11 protein-coding genes are annotated in these 19938 nt (G+C 71.0%); 8 read left to right on the top strand and 3 right to left on the bottom strand.

Annotated features, from left to right (window positions below):
• Positions 1 to 48 precede the first annotated feature (48 nt).
• From WMF42_RS25505 to WMF42_RS25495, 3 genes are all read left to right on the top strand, one after another.
• Positions 49 to 1965 (top strand): hypothetical protein, encoded by a 1917-nt coding sequence (locus WMF42_RS25505; protein ID WP_437685315.1) that lies wholly within the window; start codon positions 49 to 51, stop codon positions 1963 to 1965.
• Between the two features lie 75 nt (positions 1966 to 2040).
• Entirely contained in the window at positions 2041 to 2934 is an 894-nt protein-coding gene (locus tag WMF42_RS25500) for an AAA family ATPase (RefSeq protein WP_061605990.1), read from the top strand.
• Positions 2931 to 6368 carry a S1 RNA-binding domain-containing protein gene (locus WMF42_RS25495; RefSeq protein WP_437685313.1) on the top strand — a complete coding sequence of 1146 codons (3438 nt, stop codon included), beginning with the start codon at positions 2931 to 2933 and terminating at the stop codon, positions 6366 to 6368. The genes WMF42_RS25500 and WMF42_RS25495 overlap by 4 nt, the downstream gene beginning before the upstream one ends.
• A gap of 219 nt (positions 6369 to 6587) precedes the next feature.
• Here the strand turns inward: WMF42_RS25495 and sigJ are convergent, their stop codons facing one another.
• The gene (gene sigJ, locus WMF42_RS25490) at positions 6588 to 7481 is read right to left on the bottom strand and encodes an RNA polymerase sigma factor SigJ (RefSeq protein WP_437685311.1); all 894 of its coding nucleotides are present in this window, start codon (positions 7479 to 7481) and stop codon (positions 6588 to 6590) included.
• 93 nt (positions 7482 to 7574) lie between these two features.
• Here sigJ and WMF42_RS25485 point away from each other — a divergent pair, with 93 nt between their 5' ends.
• The 3 genes from WMF42_RS25485 to WMF42_RS25475 all read left to right on the top strand — a co-directional run bounded on the left by WMF42_RS25485 (position 7575) and on the right by WMF42_RS25475 (position 9477).
• Positions 7575 to 8318, top strand: a complete 744-nt coding sequence (locus WMF42_RS25485; protein WP_061605993.1) for an SDR family oxidoreductase — start codon at positions 7575 to 7577, stop codon at positions 8316 to 8318.
• Between the two features lie 81 nt (positions 8319 to 8399).
• Positions 8400 to 8561, top strand: a complete 162-nt coding sequence (locus tag WMF42_RS25480) for a hypothetical protein (protein WP_155798033.1) — start codon at positions 8400 to 8402, stop codon at positions 8559 to 8561.
• A gap of 250 nt (positions 8562 to 8811) precedes the next feature.
• The gene (locus WMF42_RS25475) at positions 8812 to 9477 is read left to right on the top strand and encodes a hypothetical protein (RefSeq protein WP_437685309.1); all 666 of its coding nucleotides are present in this window, start codon (positions 8812 to 8814) and stop codon (positions 9475 to 9477) included.
• A gap of 164 nt (positions 9478 to 9641) precedes the next feature.
• Here the strand turns inward: WMF42_RS25475 and WMF42_RS25470 are convergent, their stop codons facing one another.
• A complete protein-coding gene (locus WMF42_RS25470; RefSeq protein WP_437685307.1) occupies positions 9642 to 10529 on the bottom strand; it encodes a LysR family transcriptional regulator in 888 nt (295 codons plus the stop codon).
• Between the two features lie 65 nt (positions 10530 to 10594).
• Here WMF42_RS25470 and WMF42_RS25465 point away from each other — a divergent pair, with 65 nt between their 5' ends.
• Entirely contained in the window at positions 10595 to 11398 is an 804-nt protein-coding gene (locus WMF42_RS25465) for an SDR family NAD(P)-dependent oxidoreductase (protein WP_434041174.1), read from the top strand.
• 6 nt (positions 11399 to 11404) lie between these two features.
• Here the strand turns inward: WMF42_RS25465 and WMF42_RS25460 are convergent, their stop codons facing one another.
• The gene (locus tag WMF42_RS25460) at positions 11405 to 17107 is read right to left on the bottom strand and encodes an nSTAND1 domain-containing NTPase (protein WP_437685305.1); all 5703 of its coding nucleotides are present in this window, start codon (positions 17105 to 17107) and stop codon (positions 11405 to 11407) included.
• 549 nt (positions 17108 to 17656) lie between these two features.
• Here WMF42_RS25460 and WMF42_RS25455 point away from each other — a divergent pair.
• Positions 17657 to 19531 carry a sigma 54-interacting transcriptional regulator gene (locus WMF42_RS25455; RefSeq protein WP_437685303.1) on the top strand — a complete coding sequence of 625 codons (1875 nt, stop codon included), beginning with the start codon at positions 17657 to 17659 and terminating at the stop codon, positions 19529 to 19531.
• The last annotated feature ends 407 nt before the right edge of the window (positions 19532 to 19938 follow it).

Raw genomic sequence — 19938 nt, 5'->3', positions numbered from 1 at the left:
GCGCATCTATCGGCGTTGAGATCGCGTTAGCGGGACGGTGGAGGGGTGATGCTGCTCACGCGTAGGCAGAGAAAGAGGCTCGTCGAGCTCCTGGTGGTCCTCCCCCCTGCGTTGGACTTCGATGGGCGAACGGTGCTCCTCGGCGATGTCGGGAGCCTCTCGCTGAACCGCAAAGAGGGCAACCCTCGGCTCGATCTGGAAGGGATCGTGCTGCAGCTCGAGCGGCTCCAAGCCTTTGACTTGTTAGCGCAGCTGATCGATAACGCCATCAGCTACGCGGGCCCGACGCCCGTGGCCAGCGAGCTCGAGGCGCTACGCGCGGCGATGACGGGTCCGCCGGCTTCGGACAGGACCCCGAGCGAGCGGCCAGCGAGCGCCCTGGAGAGCGGCTCGGCTCTCTTCGTGGGTGTCGTCTCCGCGCGGCGCGCCGTCGCCGCCGAAGTGAGGACCACCCCGCTGCCGTCGGGCGCGAGGAGAGCCTCGGCGCGCATTCCCATCAACGATCGGATCCTGGACTATCTGCTCGACGCGCTCGAGCTCCAGGTCCAGAAGCTTGCGCGGTTCAACCCGTCCACCGGCATGGCTCGCCTCCGCGCCTTCGTCGAGCTCTTCGCCGGCGCGCTGGTGAAAGCGCTGTCGTTCGAAAGCGCAGACTTCGGCAAATGGCACATCGAGCTCAGCAGATACGGCATCCGCGCGCGGCCGTCGCGATTTGCCCGGTTCGGGTCCATCTGCCAGTGGGGGAGCATCGCCGCTCACGGGGACCTGAAGGGCGTCTCCTACCAAGACGTAGCCGACGATCTCACGACCACATGCGAGCTGGTTCGCGAGCTCGCGCGTGAGCTCGACGCGGTGGGGGAGCTTTCGAGTTTGCTCGACGAGCTCCAGCGTACACAGACCTTCGACGAGCGGCAAAGGAGCGCTCGCGAGCTCGCCGACGCCATCGACCGGGCCGGCTGGAACGACGTCACGATCAGGGCGGCGACGTTGTACGCTCAGCCGGTGCTCGCCGCAGAGTGGCCGCGATTCGAGCGCGCGCCCCGTGAGTTCAAGATATTCAGGATCGCGAGCGCCTTGGCGACGCGCAACCCGACCAGCGAGACCGATCACCTCGTGGAGCTCGCCCGCGCGATCGTGCGCGCCCTCGCGGCGCACGCAGAGGAGGCCGGCGTCCCCGCCTGGCTCAAGCGCCACGGGGCGCAACCCGCCGCGTTCGCCACACCCCGCACGAGCGTCGTTCGCCTCTCGTTCGACGAAGATCCCAGCGTTCCAGAGGCCTTCTTGCTGCGATCGGCGTACCTGCTCCACCCGCGCGTCGTTCGCCTCGATGTCGGTATGAAGCCTGAGCGCCGCCGCCTGCGGGACGGCGGGGCGATCTTCGGCGCAACGCTGGACGCGATCGCGGCGGCACGGCGCGAGGTCGATCGCCAGCTGCCGCGACGCGGTATCGTTCTTCAGGTCGAGGCGCCATCGGAGCTGGCCCTGTACCCCTACGAGCTCGTAGCGCACGGGCGCGGGCTTGGAGCGCTCGCCGACTATGTCCGCTGCGTGACCGTGCGACCCATCGTGGTGCACAGGCTCGGCAAGGCCGTCGAGGATCCGATCGCCCACCCAGCGGCGCACGAGGCGAACTCGCTCGCGCTCGAGGAGCCGCTGATTCCCTCGGAGATCTCCGCGCGGATGCGCGATAGGGACTGCCTGTTCGCTGGCCCGGCGACCTGGGACTGCAGAGGAAACCCGACCTCGCCTGTCGTCCAGGCGTTCGACGATTTCGGCTGCGCCATCCTCCTATCGGCCGCGCCGGACGAGGAGCGGATGGCGCACTTCTTCCCGCAGGGGACGGGTCAGCGTCGAGAGATCTGGGAGCTGTTCGACGTGGTGTCCGAGCGCCGCGGGGCGGGCGAGCGCTGCACGGTGATCTGGGACGATCCGACCTACGACGTCCCACAGGCAAGCGACGTGTGAGCACGGGAGACGGGTATGTCCGACGATGGATGGTTTGTATACAGAGGCGGCACGGCACGGACCGACGAGCAGGTCGTGAAGCGATGGCTGGACGATCCGCCGCCCTGGAGACGCCGCACCGACGTCCGGCCGATCGAGCGCGAGCCGCTGACGGACGAGGCCACGGTCCGCGCGTGCGAGGAGCGCGCGCTTCGCTACATCTCGGCCGGTCACTCGGAGCTTTTGCGCGCGAACATGGCGCTCCTGCTCCGGAGGCCGTTGCTCGTCACGGGACCGCCGGGGGTCGGCAAGACGTCGCTCGCCTACAACCTCGCTCATTGCCTGGGCCTCGGGCCGCCGCTCCGCTGGGAGGTGAACTCTCAATCCACGCTGCAGGACGCGCTCTACATCTACGATGCCGTCGCTCACCTGCACGCGAGCCAGACAGACCCCAGCGCTCGGATCGGCGACTACATCACCCTCGGCCCGCTCGGCACCGCGCTCCTGCCGACGCGGCTCCCTCGCGTGCTCTTGATCGACGAGCTCGACAAGTCGAGCTTCGACCTCCCTCACGACTTGCTGCACGTCTTCGAGGAAGGGGTCTTCATCATCCCCGAGCTCGTCCGCGCGGGCGACGACCAGGTCGTGTTCCCCTACGATCACGCGGGCGCGCAGGATCGGGTGCCGATCTTCAACGGCAGGGTGCGCACGATCCATCACCCGGTCGTCGTGATCACTTCGAACGGCGAGCGCTCTTTTCCTGAAGCCTTCTTGCGGCGCTGCGTTCAGCTCGAGCTCAAGCGCCCTGACAACGCCACGCTCGCGCTGATCGTGCGGAGCCAGCTCGGCCCGGAGATCTCCGACGAGCTGATCGAGCGAGAGTTTCATCGCTACCACGATCAGATGACCGACGTCATCGTGCAGGCGCTCTTCCTGCAGACGCATTTCGAGGCCGATCCGGACGAGGTCTACGGAGGCCTCAAGCGATGAGCGACGCGATCGGCGCCGTCGTCGGCCGGCTCCTCTCGCGAGCCGACTTGACGGGCGTGGATCTCTCGGCCCGCGATCTCGCCGAGATCTTGTGGTTACGAACCCGCGTGGAGGACCCGCCGCAGAAAGCTGAGCCGTCGCGGTCCGAAGAGCCGGACAGGCCGGCTAGATCACCGGCGGCCACCAGCGCTCGTCTGGTGCGTGAGCCCCGGCCGCGGACGATCGAGGTCGAGTTCGCCGACCAGCGCGAGGTACGCCCGTCGCGGGCTCCCCGAGGTGGTGGCGCGCGCCTGACGCTCCAGATTGACGCGGCGTTGCCGCTCGAGAGGCGGCTGGCCTACACCCGCAGCCTCACCCGCCTCGCGCGCAAGGGGACGGACCGGAGCCGGCTTGTGCTCGACGTCTCGGCGACGGTTTGCCAGACGTGTCAGGCAGGGCGCCTGCGGACCGTCGTGCGGGCGCGCGTGCGCGCCGTCACCAACATGGTCGTGCTCGTCGACTCCGCCGGTCAGCTCGACCCCTGGCGCGCTGGAATACGACAGCTCGCGTCGATCGTCGGCCAGATGCGCGGCTTCGCCAGCCAGAGCTTCCTCGAAGTCGACGCCGACGACGCGACCGGGCTCCGCTTCTGGTCTGCGCCGCTGGGCGAGCCTGGCCGCGCCGAGGTCAAGCTCGAGACGACCTTCCGTCACGGCCTCGACAACCTGTACGTGCTCATCACCGACGGGGTCGGCGCCTCGATGGTCAACGGCGCGTGGGGCAGGGCGCTCACGAGTCTCCCGAGCGGCGCCACGGCGGTCTGGATCCACCCGTGGCCGGAGGAATACTGGCCTCGATCGGGGCTTGGGCGTCTCAGGGCCGGTGTGCCTGCGCCGCTGTCGCAGCACCCGCGCGCGGCTTGCGTCCCGATCGTCGAGTTCAATCCCGAGGGCATCGGATCGCTCGAGGCGTGGCGTCATAGCGGCACGGCGTCTCACCTGCTCGGCGTGCGCTTGCCTCTGGAGCCCGAGCGTCGAGCCAGCGTCCCCCGCGCCTCGGCCGCGGTCGACTGGGGCGCGCGAGGTCGGCGGGCGGTCGAGGCGTTCGAGCCCATCACGCTCCAGCTCCTCGCGCTCGCGGCGGCGGTCCCTGGTTGGCTCGACATGTCGCTCCTTTACGCGCTGGGGCGCCGCTTCTGCATGGCTCCCGTGTCGCGTTACGCCCTCGCCGAGGCGATGTCGTCGGGCTTCTTCGAGCGGGCCCAGCGCGACGCGCGCGGCGTCCTCTTGCGCTTCCGCTCCTCCGAGGCTCGCGCGGCGATGCTCTCGTACCTGCCGACCACGCATATCGCGCGGGTGTTTCGGTTCCTCGTCGACGAGCACCTCTCCGAGCGGCGAGGGGCGCTGGCCGGCCGGCTCCAGATCCCTCTCCATCTCTTGATGCGCGAGGTCGCGCCCGAGCGCGCCTCGCTCACGCCCGAGATCGTGCACGAGGAGATGGCCCTGGAGGGCTACGCGATCCTCCACGCGATCCACGCCGCGGTGGCCGCGGGCGACACGAACGTCAACGCCGGCAGGCCGCGCGAGCTCGTGCCGGCGAGCGAGGAGGCTGCAGCCGACGGCTGGCGGATAGTACGCGAGGCCGCGAGGCCGCTGTCTCGGGACGAGGTCGTCCAATGGGCGGAGATCGAGGACGCGCTCCGGAGCCAGCAGATCGTGGACGCGGTGGTGATCGGGGTGTCCAGGAAGGAGGCCCTGAGCGTGCGACTCTGGAACGGCGTTGTCGCGGAGCTCCGCAGGGCGGACATCGACAGACATCCAGTGTCCGATCTCCAGGTCTTGATCGGACGCGACATCAAGGTGCGATTGCTGCATGTCGATCCGCCGCGCCGCCGTGCGCTCGTCTCGAGGCGCCTCGCCTCGCAGGTCGAGCGCCAGCGCCGGCTCGGCGAGCTCAAGCCGGGCGCCGTCGTCACGGGGTGGGTCAAGAGCGTCAAGAATTTCGGAGCCTTCGTCGATCTCGACGGGATCGACGGCCTCCTGCACCACACGGAGATATCGTATTACAATTCCGGTCATCCTGCCGATGTGGTCGCGGAGGGCCAGGAGCTCACGTTAAAGGTGCTCACCGTGGACCCGATCGACGAGCGAGTCACCGTCAGCTTGCGGGCCGTCGTGGAGGCTGACCACCTACGACGGCTCGGTGAGTTCAAGCCGGGGGATGTCGTCACAGGGAAGGTCAAGAGCATCGAGGAGGAGCACGGGGCCTTCGTCGATCTCGGCGACATCGATGTCTTTTTGCCCGTCACCGAGATGTTGCATGACAAGGACGAGCACCCTGCCGACTTGGTCGAGGTAGGCCAGGAACTCACGTTGACGGTGCTCACCGTGGATCTGAAGAACGGACGTGTGATCGTCAGCCTGAAGGAGGCCAACCGCCAGCGCCGGCTCAGCGAGCTCCAGCCGGGAGATGTCGTCACGGGGCGCGTCAAGCGTATCGTGGCTTATGGAGCTCTCATCGATCTAGGCGGGATCGACGGCTTGTTGCACGTCAACGAGATGTCATACGCCAAGGTCAGCGATCCCTTGGTTGTCGTCCACAAGAACCAGGAGCTCACGCTGAGGGTCAAGTCGGTCAACCGACAGCGCAGGAAGGTCCAGCTCAGTCTGAGGCAGATGCACGAAGACCCTTGGGTTCATGTCGGAGATCGCTACGCGGTTGGCGCCCGTGTCCGAGGGAGGGTCTCCAAGATCGTCGAGTATGGCGCCTTCGTGGAGCTGGAGCCGGGCGTCCAGGGCCTCATCCCACGGAGCGAGCTCAGCTGGGACAAGAAGGCCAAACATCCGACGAATGTCGTCGAGCTGGGCCAGGAGGTCGAGTGCCAGGTGCTCGATGTCGACGTGAGCGCGAAGCGCATCAGCCTCAGCCTGAAGCAGCTTACTCCCGATCCCTGGGTGGTCTTCAGGGACAAACACCGCATCGGCGACAAGATCTCGGGCAAGGTCGTCTCTACCACTGACTACGGCGTGTTCGTGGGGATCGAGGGCATCGTCGGGATGGCCCACAGGAGCGACATCTCGTGGACGATACGCGTCGATAACCCGAGAGATCTTTACCGCAAGGACGACGTCGTCGAGGCGATTCTCCTCTTGATCAATCACGGCGAGCAGAAGATCTTGCTCGGCATCAAGCAGCTCCGGGGCGACCCGTGGCCCGATCTCGCGACACGATTGAAGCAGGGGACCGAGTTCTCGGACGCAGAGATCGTCGGCGTCTCGAGCAGCCTGGTTTACCTGCGTCTCTCGCCCGGGGTCGAGGCGGTCGCGAAGCTTGAGACCGTCGAGCCCGAGCTCGCGACACGGCTCGTTCGCGGCGCGAAGGTCCGTGGTACGGTCGTGTCGACGGACGACCAATGTCTGGTCGTGCGCGTTCTGGGCTTGGATTCCGAGGTCTGACCACGGGCTCGCGCCGGGCTCCTTGACAGCGGGGCTCACCACGCGGCCGCGGTCGACGCGCGGCCAAGCGTTCCGGCGCGCTCCCCCGAGCCGCGCGCCGCCGTACTGCAAGAGCACCGTCCTGCGCCGCAAGGCGCTCGGCGACGCCGCGTAGGCGCAAGAACATCGCGGGTCAGACCAACGCCCGGAGGGCGACGTGTGCCCCATCGTCCCCGGGGCTCATCGCGACGCCACGAAGGCCGCGAGCTTTTCGGGGCTCATCACCCAGTAGATGCGCTCGATGCCCTCGGCGGACGCGTCGATGGACGCGAGCGCCAACGCGACGCCGTCCCGACGGATGAGGACGGACGGCTGGCCGTTCGTCTCCAGCCAGGTGACGGTGGTGCCCGGCCAGAAGCGGCTCGCGAAGTCAGCGACGAGCTTGGCGACGCGCTCGCGGCCGTGCACCGGGACGCGGGCGGCCATCCGCACGCGTCCGTTGCTGTCCGTGGTCGACGAGACGTCGGCCGCGAAGAGGCGCTCGAGCGCGGAGAGGTCTCCCTTCTGCGCGGCGGCGATGAAGCCCTCGAGGAGGCGCCGCTGCTGCTCGACGCCGACCGGGGCGCGACGCTCGCCGGCGAGATGCTTCCGCGCGCGGGCGAAGAGCTGGCGCACGTTCGCCTCGCCGAGATCGAGGATCCCGGCGATTTCCTCATACGGGTAGTCGAACACCTCGCGGAGCACGTACACCGCGCGCTCCGTGGGCGTGAGCTTCTCGAGGAGCACGAGCACGGCCAGGGCAAGGCCTTCCTGCGTCTCGGCGCCGAGCTCCGCGCTGGGGCTCGTGTCGATCGGCTCGGGTAGCCAGGGCCCGACGTACGCCTCGCGGCGGACACGCGAGGACTGGGCCACGTTGATCGCCAGGCGCGTGGCGGCGGTCACCAGGAATCCCGTCGGCTCCTGCACGGTCGCGGGGTCGATCGCCTGCCAGCGGACCCAGGTGTCCTGCACGACGTCATCCGCCTCGGCCCTGCTGCCGAGTATCCGATACGCGATGCCGAGGAGCCGGGGCCGCAACGCGACGAACAGGTCGGTGGCAGACGGTGAGTCTTCAGGGACTCTGGGCGCCGTCACTTTTCTTGCTCCGACCTGTCACAAGGCGGCGGGCTGTCCGGTCCTCCCCGCAGCGGAGCATCCGGTCGGGATGCGCGAACCAGGAGAATCGTCATGAAGATCGTCGTGTTCGGGGGTAGCGGGCTCATCGGGAAGAAGCTGGTCGGGATCCTTCGGGAGAAGGGGCACGAGGTTACACCGGCGTCGCCGTCCACGGGCGTCGACATCTTGAGCGGCGCCGGCGTCGCCGAGGCGGTCCGCGGCGCCGAGGTCGTCGTGGACGTCGTCAACGCGCCCTCGTTCGAGGCCGATGCAGTGATGGGCTTCTTCCAGAGGGCGGCCGGTGTGATCCTGCCCGCCGAGGCCGCCGCGGGCGTTCGCCACCACATCGCGCTCTCCGTCGTGGGGGCCGACCGCCTGCCGACGAGCGGTTACCTGCGCGCGAAGGTGGCGCAGGAGGCAGCGATCCGCGCGGCAGGGGTGCCGTACACGATCGTGCGCTCGACCCAGTTCTTCGAGTTCGTCAGCGCGATCGTCGACGCTGCGACGAAGGGCGACACGGCCACGCTGACGCCTGCCCTCCTCCAGCCGATCGCGGCCGACGACGTGGCGGCAGCGCTGGCAGCCATTGCGGAGGAGGCGCCCAGGAACGACATGGTCGAGCTCGCCGGCCCCGAGCCGATCGGCCTCGACGAGCTGGGCCGTCGGTGGCTCGCGGCGAAGAAGGATCCGCGCAAGGTCGTCACGGACGCCGCAGCCGGGTACTTCGGCGCGCAGCTCGACGACCGCGCGCTCACCCCCGGCCCGGCCCCGCGAACTGGAGCGCTTCGCTTCGATGCGTGGCTCGCGCGGGCGTGAGGAAAGTACCAGATCTACGGCGCGTGCGCCCGCTGGAACGACGGTTACTTGGTCGGGCTGTGGAGCGCGCGAGGCTACCTGATGTGGTATCGGATCGACATCGACCGCTTCCGCACCGCGCTGAAGGAGCGCCGCTACCCATGGGACATCCGCTCGTGGATCGAGGCGTGTCCCATGGTGTTTGACGTCGGCTGGGCCTCTCGATGGAGCGACCTCGGCTTGCGCCCCTGGCTCCACGCCTGACCGCCTGCCGGGGCCGATCGAGGTGTCCCCCGCGCGCCGAGACGCGGTGGCGCGCGCCGGAGAATCTAGATCGAAGCCTCGGCGCGCGCGCCGCGATGTCGGGTACCCGCGAGCTCATCCCCGTGTGGGTAGGGGGTCCAAACGCCTTTGCGAAGGCAAGTGCCCGCTCGCCCCAACGTTCGGTTGACAGAATCGCACGACCACGATGTGGTCGTGTCAGTCGCCCCGCGGAATCGTATACACTGCACGCATGAGCCACGTCGTGATGCAGGCAGCGGAGTTCTCGACGGTCGCCGCGGCGGAGCAGGCCGCGGCGGAGCTGCGGCGGCTCGTCGCGGACTACGTCACCTACGAGGGGACCGCCGACGCGCCGTGGAGCGAGGGCGCCGTGCCCGCGCCGCTGGTCGAGTTCGGCCGGCGGCACGGCGTGCCGTGGCCGGGCGACCCGACGTCGCGGTTCCTGCTCAAGGGCCTGTTCAACGACGAGGCGAGCGTGCTCAGCGTCGATCGCCTTGTGTTCTTCTGGGGCGGCGGCTTCGATCTCGGCGGCGCGTGGCTGCGTGAGGTGCTGTTGCGCGGGCTCGGCGCGGTGTACTGCACCGACGCGCCGCGGCTGGCGGTGCGCGTGGACGATCCGCAGGCTCGCGCGGCGGCGTCGGCCGAGTTCCTCGTCGAGGAGGACCACGAGGAGCAGTTCACGACGACGTCGGACGACGCCGTGCTCGACCGTGCGCTGTTCACCATCACGTTCGAGCGCGACGGCGACCGCGTTCACCTGACGTTCGAGGACTCGGGCGGGCAGGACTGGGCGTTCGTCGCGATGCTGCCCCAGCTCTCCGGCGACGATCCCACGCTGCGCGCCCCCGCGCGGGGCCTGCACGCGAGCGTGGTCGATGGCGGAGGGGCGCTCGGCTGAGGGCTCTCGAGCTCGGCGCAGGAGGGGCGCGCCACGAGGTCGGCTGCCGTGAGGTGCTCTCGGCCGCACGAGCTCTCAGGACGTCAGGGGGGCGCTCTCCCTCGGCATTCAGCGCAGGCGGAAGTCGTGGGTGAACGCTCCGAAGGGGGCCGGGACGTTGGGCGCTAGCGGAGCGCGCTGCGCACCGCCGCGTCGAGCGCGTCGAGCACCAGGCGCACGCGCGGCACGTTCCGCAGCTCCCGGTGGTACGCGAGGAAGATGGGCGCCGACGGCAGCTCCGCGTCGACGTCGAGCCGCACGAGCCCCGCCGTCGAGCGCGCCGCGGGGTCGGACATGAGCACGATACCCTGCCCCTGCAGCGCCGCCTCGAGGAGCGCGAAGTGCGAGTTCGACCGCAGGACGAAGCGCTTTGCCCCGTGGGCGATGAGCCACGTCGTCTTCGGGCTTTGCCCGGGCATGCCTTCGTAGCCGACGAAATCGTGGCGGCCGAAATCGGCCGTCTTCAGCCGCCCGCCCCGGAGCCTCCGCTCGATGTAGCTCGGCGCGGCGTAGAGCCCGAACGAGGCCCGCCCGACCGCGCGATGGACGACCGCGGGCGACGACGACTTGCTCGAGCGCATCGCGATGTCCGCCTCGCGCCGCGCGAGATCGACGAGCCGCGTCTCCGAGAGGATCTCCAGCAAGAGCCCCGGATGCAGCCGGCGGAGCTCGCAGAGGAGCTGCGTGACGGGCTGCACGATCGTGTCGGCCAGCGACACGCGCACCGTCCCGGAGAGCGCCTCATCCCCCTCGTCTCGGCGGATCGCGCGCAGCCCGCTCTCGATCTGCTCGGCGAGCGCCACGAGATCGAGCGCGTCGGGCTCCACGGACGTCCCCCCGTTGCTCCGGTGCACCAGCGGGCGCCCGAGCGCCGCTTCCAGCGCCTCGATGCGCCGCGCCGCGGTGGAGGTCGAGACCCCGAGCGCCTTGCCCGCGGCGAGGAAGCTGCGATGGCGATGCAGCGCGAGGAGCACGCGGAGGTCGTCCCAGAGCGGAGAGACTGCGCTTTGCATTGATGGAAATCGGATTACCACCGATGCCCATTGTCGCCAAGCGCACCCGAAACCATCCTTCCGCCATGACTCCTTTCGATTTCAAGGGAAAGACGGCGCTCGTCACGGGCGCCTCGATGGGCATCGGCGAGGCGTTCGCCCGCGAGCTGTCGCGGCGCGGGGCGACGCTGATCCTCGTCGCTCGCAGCGAGGCGAAGCTCGCCGCGCTCGCGTCCGAGCTCGGCGAGGCGCATGTCATCGCCGCGGATCTCGCCGCCCCGGGCGCCGCGCAGCGCCTCTTCGACGCCGTCACCGCGAGGGGGCTCGAGGTCGACGTCCTCGTCAACAACGCTGGAGTCGGCGTGTATGGCGCCTTCGACGAGCTCTCCCTGGCGACGCAGCGCGAGCAGATCGATCTCAACGTCGGCGCGCTCGTCGAGCTCACGCATGGGTTCATGCCCATGCTCGAGCGGCGAAAGGGGGGCGTCATCCAGGTGGCGTCGATGGCGGCCTTCCAGCCGATCCCGTACTTCGCTGTCTACGCGGCGACGAAGGCGTTCGTCCTCTCCTTCAGCGCGGCGCTCTGGGGCGAGTACCGCCCGCGCGGCGTGCGCGTCCTCGCCCTGTGCCCCGGCGCGACCGAGACGCCGTTCTTCCAGCGCTCGGGCGAGGTCCCGGGGGCCAGCAGGAGGGCGCGGCCGGAGGACGTGGTGAGCGTCGGGCTCGCGGCCTTCGTGGCCGGCCGCGCGACGGTCGCCCACGGCGCCGCGAACAAGGCCGCCGCGTTCCTCTCCCGCTTCCTCAGCCGGGAGTTCGCCGCGAAGGCGATGGCGCACTTCGGCAAGCCGAAGGCGCCCGAGCTCCCCCGCGCCGCCGGCCGCGCGGCGTGACCTCGCCTAGGGCCCGACGGCCGCCGCGCGCGCCGCCTCGACGTGGCGCAGGCAGGCCTCCCGGCTGGCCCTGGCGGCGGCCTCGGGCACGCGCAAGAGCTCCATCCGCTGCTCGACGGGCATGCAGTAGGTCGTCGCCGCCCACAGCTTCGGGTCGTCGACGCCGCGGAGCTCCTCGAGATCGGTCCACACCCGCACGGCCCTGTCGTCCGCCGCGGTGACGATGCGGTGACCATCGGGGCTGAACGCCACCGCGTTGATCGGCGAGTCCGAGGCGCGGAGGACGAGCGGCTCGCCGGTGCCGTCGGCGTTCCACACCCGCACGGTGTTGTCCTGCGATCCGCTGGCGATGCGCTTGCCGTCGGGGCTGAACGCCACGCCGAGCACCCAGTGCTCGTGACCGCGAAAGACGAAGGGCTCGCCCGTGCCGTCGGCGCTCCACACCCGCACGGTCCGGTCCCAGGACGCTGTGGCGAAGCGCTTGCCATCGGGGCTGAACGCCACCGCGTTGATCGCGCCGTCGTGACCACGAAAGACGAGGGGCTTGCCCGTGCCGTCGGCGTTCCACACACGGGCGGTGCTGTCCGACGACCCGGAGAGGATGCGCTTGCCGTCGGGGCTGAACGCCACGGAGTAGACCCGATCCCCGTGACCACGGAGGACCAGGGGCTCGCCGGTGCCGTCGGCGTTCCACACGCGCACGGTCCTGTCCCACGACGCGACGGCGATGCGCTCGCCATCGGGGCTGAACACAGCCGAGTAGACCTGATCCTCGTGACCGCGGAGGACGATGGGCTCGCCGGTGCCATCGGCGTTCCACACCCGCACGGTCTTGTCGGCCGACCCGCTGGCGATGCGCGTGCCATCGGGGCTGAAGGCCACCGAGTGGACCTCATCGTCGTGACCTCGAAGGACGATGGGCTCGCCGGTGCCGTCGGCGTTCCACACCCGCACGGTCCGGTCCAGCGACGCGGAGGCGACGCGCCGGCCGTCGGGGCTGAACGCCACGCCGTAGATGCGATCGGTGTGACCATGAAAGGCCAGGGGCTCGCTGGCGCCGTCGGCGTTCCACACCCGCGCGGCCCGGTCGTGCGACGCGGTGACGACGCGCTGGCCGTCAGGGCTGAAGGCCACGGAGTAGATCTGATCGTCGTGGCCGCGGAGGACGAAGGGCTCACCCGTGCCGTCGGCGTTCCACAGCCGCACCGTCTCGTCCTGCGACCCGGTGGCAATGCGCTTGTTGTCGGGGCTGAACGCGGCGGAGTAGACGCGATCGTCGTGGCCGCGGAGGACCAGGGGCTCGCCGGTGCCGTCGGCGTTCCACACCCGCACGGTCCTGTCCCAGGACGCGGTGACGATGCGCTTGCCGTCGGGGCTGAACGCCACGGAGTAGACCCGATCCTCGTGGCCGCGGAGGACGAGCGGCTCGCCGGTGCCGTCGGCGTTCCACACGCGCGCTGTCCTGTCCTGCGACCCGGTGACGATGCGCTTGCCGTCGGGGCTGAACGCCGCCTCATAGACCTGATCCGTGTGACCGCGGAGGACGATGGGCTCGCCGGTGCCGTCGGCGTTCCACACGCGCGCGGTCCTGTCGGCCGACGCGGTGACGATGCGCTGGCCATCGGGGCTCGGCGCCGCCGAGTAGACCCAGTCCTCGTGACCGCGAAGGACGAGCGGCTCGCCGGTGCCGTCGGCGTTCCACACGCGCGCTGTCCTGTCCCAGGACGCGGTGATGACGCGCTTGTTGTCGGGGCTGAACGCCGCCGACTCGACCGGCCCCTCGTGACCTTGAAGGATCACGGGCTCGCCGATGCCGTCGGCGCTCCACACGCGCGCTGTCTTGTCCCAGGACGCGGTGGCGATGCGCTTGCCGTCAGGGCTGTAGTGCGCGTCCAGGACCCCGTCCGGGTGGACGAGCACCGCGCGCGAGATCCTGCTGTACAGCGCCCACCGCGCGAGGACGGCCCACCCGCGCGGCACGTCGCTCGGCTCGACCTCGCGCAGGATCGCGAGCACGCTCGTGGGATCGGACTGCAGCTCGCGCGCCGCCGCCACGCGGGTGGCGTTGCGCGCGCGCAGGGCCTCGGCCTGCGCCCGCGCCGCCTCCCGATCGGCGCGCGTGGCCTGCTGGTCGGCGCGGACCGCCAGGTACGAGACAGTGACAGCGATCGCGGTGAGCGCGGCGATCACCCCCGTGGTGAGCCGGCGGCGCAGGCGGCGCGCCCGCTCGCAGTGGTCCACGACGGCCAGGAGATAGTCCTCCTCGCGGCCGCCGAGCCCGGCGCGCCACTCGGCGCCGTGCTCGTCGCGGCGGCGCCTGTACCAGGCGCGGGCGTCCTCCGCGGCGCGGTCGCGCCAGAGCAACCCCTCGGCGCGGCCGCTCGTCTCCCACTGCTGGGCCGCGGCGCGCAGCCGGGCCAGGAGCTCCGCGTCCTGCTCGCTCTCGGCGAGCCACTGCCCGAGCTTCGTCCACCGGCTGATCAGCGACTCGTGGACCAGCTCCACGGTCGCGCCCTCCCGCTCGTCGCCTGTCTCGATGAGCAGGAGCCGCGCGCCGGCGAGGTGCTGGACCACCTGCACCATCGCCTGGGAGGCCTCGCTCTGGCCGTCCCGCGCGAGGTCGCGGAGCTCGTCCATGCGCACGACCGCGCGCGTGCGCTCGGGCGTGACAAGGCGCAGGAGCACGGCCCGGGCCAGCCGCTGCTCGCCGGGCGGCAGCGCGGAGAGCACCGCGTCCGCGTGGGCGGACAGGGCCCCGGCCACGCCGCCGATCTGGTCGTAGCTGTCCCGCGTCAGGACCCGGCGCTCGCGATCCCGCGCCTCCCACAGCTTCGCTGCCGTGAACTGCAGGAGCGGCAAGGGGCTGCGCGTGCCCTCGAGCGTGTCCAGCATGTGATCGATCATCGCCGCGCTCTCGAACCGGTGACCGGCCGCCTCGATCGGCCGCGTCAGCGCCTCGCGCAGGCCGTCGCGCCCCATCGGCGGCAGGAACGAGAGCCCGCGGGTCACCTCCGTCACGAAGTGGTGGTCGTCGGCGATGCGATCGAGGAAGTCCGAGCGGATGGCGAGCACGGCGCGCAGGGTCGACGAGGCGTCGTCGGCGGCGCCTTGCAGGCAGGCGACGAACGCCGCCCGGTCCTGCGGGGCGGCGCCGAGCGTGTAGAGCTCCTCGAACTGGTCGACGAAGAGCAGGATGCGGTGCCGCTTCCCCTCGCGGCGGCAGCGCGCCCGCAGCCGGGCGCCCAGGTAGCCCGGCTGGGCGCGCAGCGTGGCGATGAGCTCGTCGTGATCGCGGATCTCGGGCGAGCCCGTCGCGCCGGCGGGCTCCGCCTCGGCGACCTGCACCAGCACGTCGACGATCGCGGACAGCGGGCGGGGCCCCGGGCGCAGGATGAACGCCTCCCAGCGGTTGCCCGAGCGCTTGAGCGCCGGGATCACGCCCGCGCGCACGAACGACGACTTGCCCGCCCCCGACGGCCCGGCGACGGCCACGAGCTGCTGGTTGCGCAGCCGCGTCACGAGGGCGGCGGCCTCGCGATCGCGGCCGAAGAAGCGCGGGGCGTCCGCCTCCTGGAACGCGGAGAGCCCGGCGAACGGGCTCTCGTCCTCGCCCAGATCGAGCGCCTTCCGGCCGGGCAGGAGCGCCTCGAGCGCGGCGAGCAGCTCCCGGGCCGAGCCGATGCGCTCGGCCTTGCGCTTCTTCAGGCAGCGGTCGATGAGGGCGTCGAGCGCGCCCACGTCCGCGCGCCGCTCGCTGGCGGACGGCATGGGGACATCGACGTTCATGATCTCCACGAGCCGGCCGGCCGAGAACGGGTCCAGCGGGTGCGCCCCCGTGACCAGCTCGTGGAGCACGATGCCCACGGCCCATAGATCGGTGCGCGCGTCGATGTCCCAGCCCCGGAGCTGCTCGGGCGACATGTACCGGGGCGTGCCGAGGATCGCGCTCTGCCCGCTCTGGTAGGCGCCCCCGGCGAGCGCCATCCGCACGCCCGTGAACATCGAGACGACGTCGGCCTCGACCTGCTTGGCGATGCCGAAATCGAGCACCTTGATGCACCCGGCGTCGTCCAGGAGGATGTTCTCCGGCTTGAGGTCGCGGTGCACGATCCCGAGATCGTGCGCGCAGATGAGCGCGCGGACGACGGGGATCATGAGCTCGACGGCGAGGGTGGGCGCGACGGGGCCGGGCGGCGTGTGCGCGGGGGGCAGCCCGGGCGCGCTGGGGTGCTCGCGCTGGGCCATCCATTCGCGCAGCGTGCGGCCCTTGACGTACTCGAGCACGAGGTAGGGGTGCCCGTGGATCTGGTCCACCTCGTGGATGACCACGATGTTCTCGTGCCTGCAGAGCGCCGTGGCCCGCGCCTCGGCCAGGAAGCGCCCGATCCCTTGCCCGCTGTGCTCGCGCAGGAGCTTGATCGCGACAAGGCGGCCGAGCCTCGTGTCGCGGGCCAGGAACACGATGCCCATGCCCCCCTGGCCCAGCTTTCGGATGATCTCGTACTGCTTGATGGTGTCGCCGACGTCCGGGGGCGTGTAGGCCGCGACGGGATCCGCCGGCGTCGTCGGCGCCTCCTCCGGGGCAGGCGGGGGCCCTCGCAACTCCGGCGTCCCTCGGATCTCCGGCGTCTCCACGTCCTCGGGGAGCGCGCCCTCCAGGGACGGCTCCGGCTGCGGCCGCGCCGGAGCCCCGGCGCTCCGGATCTCCCCCTGCTGGGCGCTGATTCCCGCGCTCCTCTCGGCGTTGATTCCGGCGTTGATTCCCGCGCTCCTCTCGGCGCCTCTTCCCAGGGCGGTCGGCGCGCATGGCTCCAAGAGGTCTGCCCGGCGGATCCCGCCTGGCTCGCTGGCGTCGAGCTCGCGCAGCAGGTCGTCGGCCGTCACGACCCGCGCCTCGACGTCCTCGAGGGTCGCCTGCCGCAAGATCGCGCCGAGCGGGTGCCCGAGGAGCGCGCGGGGGATCCGGACCACCGGCCCGCGGCTCTCCCGCCGGAGAGGCGCGCCGTCCAGTGGGCTCTCCCGGCCCGCGCGCCTGCCCGTGAGGCACTCGAGGTACACGAGCCCCCAGGCGTACAGATCCGAGCGCGCCGTCGGCGGGAGCCCCCGGAGCTGCTCTGGCGCCGCATAGAGCAGGCCCAGGGGCGCGCTGCCCGAGGCGGCCCCGCCGGCGCCGCCGCCCCGCGCGCCCGAGGCGAGGCCGAGGTCGAGCACCCGCGCGTCCCGCCGCGCCTCCGAGGGCACGACCATCACGTGGCTCGGCCGGAGCGCCCCGTGGACGATGCCCTGCCGGTGCGCGCAGGCCAGCGCGTCGAGGACCTGCCGCATGAGGTGCCGCGCCTCCTGCGGGGCGAGCGCGCCCTGCTGCGAGAGCACCTCGGCCAGGCTCTGCCCAGGCACGAGCTCGGAGACGGCATAGAGCTCTCCCTCGTCCGTCTGCCCCCAGTCGACGAGCCGCGCGATGTTGGGATGATGGAGCCGCGCGCAACAGCGCATCTCCTCCTGGAAGCGGAGAAAGCGAGCGCGGTCGGCCCCGGCCGCGTCCGCGGGATCTCCGTCCCGAGCGCGGCGGAAGATCTTGAGGACGATCGGTCGTCCTGTCGCGATGTGCCGCCCCGCGTAGACGGCACCGAGGCTGCTCTCCCGGAGCAGAGAGAGGAGCTCGTAGCGGCTCTGGAATACCATCCCTGGAGCGAGAGTCTCCCCGTTCATCGCAGCCCCTCCGATCGCGGCCGCCTCCCCGCGGGCGCTCCGGGCGAAAGGCCCGATCGAGAGCATCGCGACGACGGCGGCTGTCGAGCTCGTCCAGCGCCCGTGCCCGGACAGCTCGACCCCATGGCCGGTCGGATGCTCCGGCGGCCGATCTCGCTGCCCCTCATTTCATAAAGTGGTCCTCGCTCATCGTCCGGCGGAGGCGCGCCGCCAGCGCACGTCGGCCGGGCCCGGATCCGCGCGGCGGGGCGGGCCCGCAGCGGCGGGCGCACGGGCGAGGCTGTGTCGCGCACGGACGCCGGACCGCGATCCTCAGGTGCAGAGATGCAAGGAACGCAGAAGACGCAGAGGGCGCAGCAAACGCAGACGATACAGCAAACGCAGGAGATGGAGACGAGCGAGCAGCGCGCGGAGGAGTCGCCGGCGCGGCCTGATGCGGGCTGACGCGAGCGAGCCGGCCAGCCCGTGCCTCATGGCTTCTGCGGCGCCCTCCCGGACGTGCCTTGAGCGTGGCCTCCTGTGTGGCACGATCCTCCCGGGGGAGGAAACATGGACTTGCCTCGTGACGGCAACACCGACACGACGATCGCGCTCCAGGGGGACAGCTGCATCGACGCGATCTGGCGGCCTCAGCCAGCAGGAGGCCAGCTCACGCTCTTGATCTACCACCGCGAGGGCGTGGAGCGCGTGCTGCTGAGCCCCGGAGTCCCTGTCGTTGTCGGCCGCGCGCCCCCCTCGCAGGTGCGCATCCAGGACAGCAGCCTGTCGCGCGAGCACGCCCGCTTCACGCTGTCGAACGGGCTGCTCACGGTCGAAGATCTGCAGTCCACCAACGGCACCTGGGTGAGCGGGTCGCGGGTCGCCCGCGCGGAGGTGAGGCCGGGAGACGACGTCATGCTGGGCAACCTGCTCGTCTCCGTCCGCGCGTGCTCGTCGGAAGAGGGCGTGCAGACCGTCCTCCTGAGCCACGAGCGGTTCCGCGTCGTCCTCGAGGACGAGGTGGTGCGCGCCCGGCACTTCGGCCGCACCTTCGCCGTCGTGATGGTCCGCGCCGAGCGGTCCGCCGGGGCGCACGTGAGCCGGTTCTATCCCCGCGTCAGGGCGATGTTGCGGCCGGTGGACAGGATCGGGCTCTACAGCCCGGACACGCTCGCGATCCTGCTGCCCGAGGCGCGCCCCGAGGCCGCGCTCGCGCTCGCGCGCGCGCTCACGGCGCCCTCCACGACGGGGGAGCCCGCCTTGCTCGCCGGCATCGCCTCCTTCCCGGACGCGGCGACGTCGGCGGAGAAGCTGCTCGAGCTCTGCTTCCGGGCGACGCGCGGCCTGACGTGCGATCAGCCGGTGCAGGTGGCGCAGGCCGGGGCCTGCCAGTGCAGCGGCGCCGCCGGCGGCGGCGAGCCTGGGGACGAGTACGTCGCCGAGAGCCCCGCGATGCGCCGCATCTTCGAGGTCGTCGCGCGGATCTCCCGATCGCCTGTCCCCGTCCTCCTGCTGGGCGAGACGGGGACGGGGAAGGAGGTCGTCGCGCGGGCGATCCACAAGCAGGGCCCGCGCAGCGCGCGGAAGATGGTGACCGTCAACTGCGGGGCCATCCCCGAGCAGCTCGTCGAGAGCACGCTCTTCGGCCACGAGCGCGGCGCGTTCACCGGCGCGAGCCAGCAGCAGCGGGGCGTGTTCGAGGAGGCCGACGGAGGGACTGTGTTCCTCGACGAGGTCGGCGAGCTGCCGCCCGCGGCGCAGGCGGCGCTCCTGCGCGCGCTGGAGACGCGGCGGGTGACGCGGGTGGGGTCGGTCCGGGAGATCGAGGTCGACGTGCGCGTGATCGCGGCGACGCACCGCGATCTCGAGGGGATGTGCGCGAGCGGCGGCTTTCGCCTCGATCTGCTCTACCGGCTGAACACGATCACGCTGACGCTCCCGCCGCTCCGGGCGCGCCCCGAGGAGATCGAGGCGTTCGCGATCCGGTTCCTGCGACAGGCGAACGACGCGAACGCCACGGCGATCCGCGGCGTCGCGCCCGGGGCGCTCGCGCTGCTCAAGAGCTACACGTGGCCCGGGAACGCGCGGGAGCTGCGCAACGCGATCGAGCGCGCGGTCGTCATCGCCGAGGGGGAGTGGATCTCCGAGCACGACCTGCCCGAGCGCGTGCGCGCGGCGCAGGTCTCCCCGGCGCCGCCCTGCGACGAGCCCGCGCGCGACGTCGAGGAGGCGGGCGCCGAGATGCCGGAGGGCGCGGACGGCCTGAAGGCGCGCCTCCTGCGGCACGAGGCCGAGGTCATCGTCGCGGCGCTGCGCAAGGCGGGCTGGAACCAGACCGAGGCGGCGCGGGCGCTGGGGATCCCGCTGCGGACCCTTGTGCACAAGCTGAAGGCGCTCGGGATCAGGAAGCTCGGGTATGCGCCCGCGGGGGAGAGCCCGCATTGATCGATGTATAGCGGGAGGGGTCGACCCTTTCCCGTTGTGCACTCATCTGGCGGGACTGTTCCGCGGCGCCGATCCGTCGCGATCCGTCGCTTTTCGCCTGAGTTTCAGGGAGGCGTGACGACGGATCGCGCCCCCTCGGGAGGCATGGGCCCAACGCGGGCCCGACCGGCGAGCGGCGCGCCCGAAGAACTCCTGTCAACCGACGCGTCGCTCCCGGCATTCCGCGCGGCCCATGGCTTGCTGCGTATCCATGGCAACACGTATCGGCGCAGGGGTCGCTGGTCAAGCCGTCGAGCATACGGACAGTCTCGCCGATTACGACAATTGTCCAAGGCACGCTTCTTGGGACTCAAACAGGCCATCTCGCTCGCCCTGCTCCAGCTTCGCCCTCACCAGTGAGATTCTTC

Source organism: Sorangium sp. So ce176, assembly GCF_051519835.1.
GTDB lineage: Bacteria > Myxococcota_A > Polyangia > Polyangiales > Polyangiaceae > Sorangium > Sorangium cellulosum_G.
The sequence above is the reverse complement of the archived record's forward strand: the minus strand, read 5'-3'. Positions and strand labels throughout refer to the sequence as shown.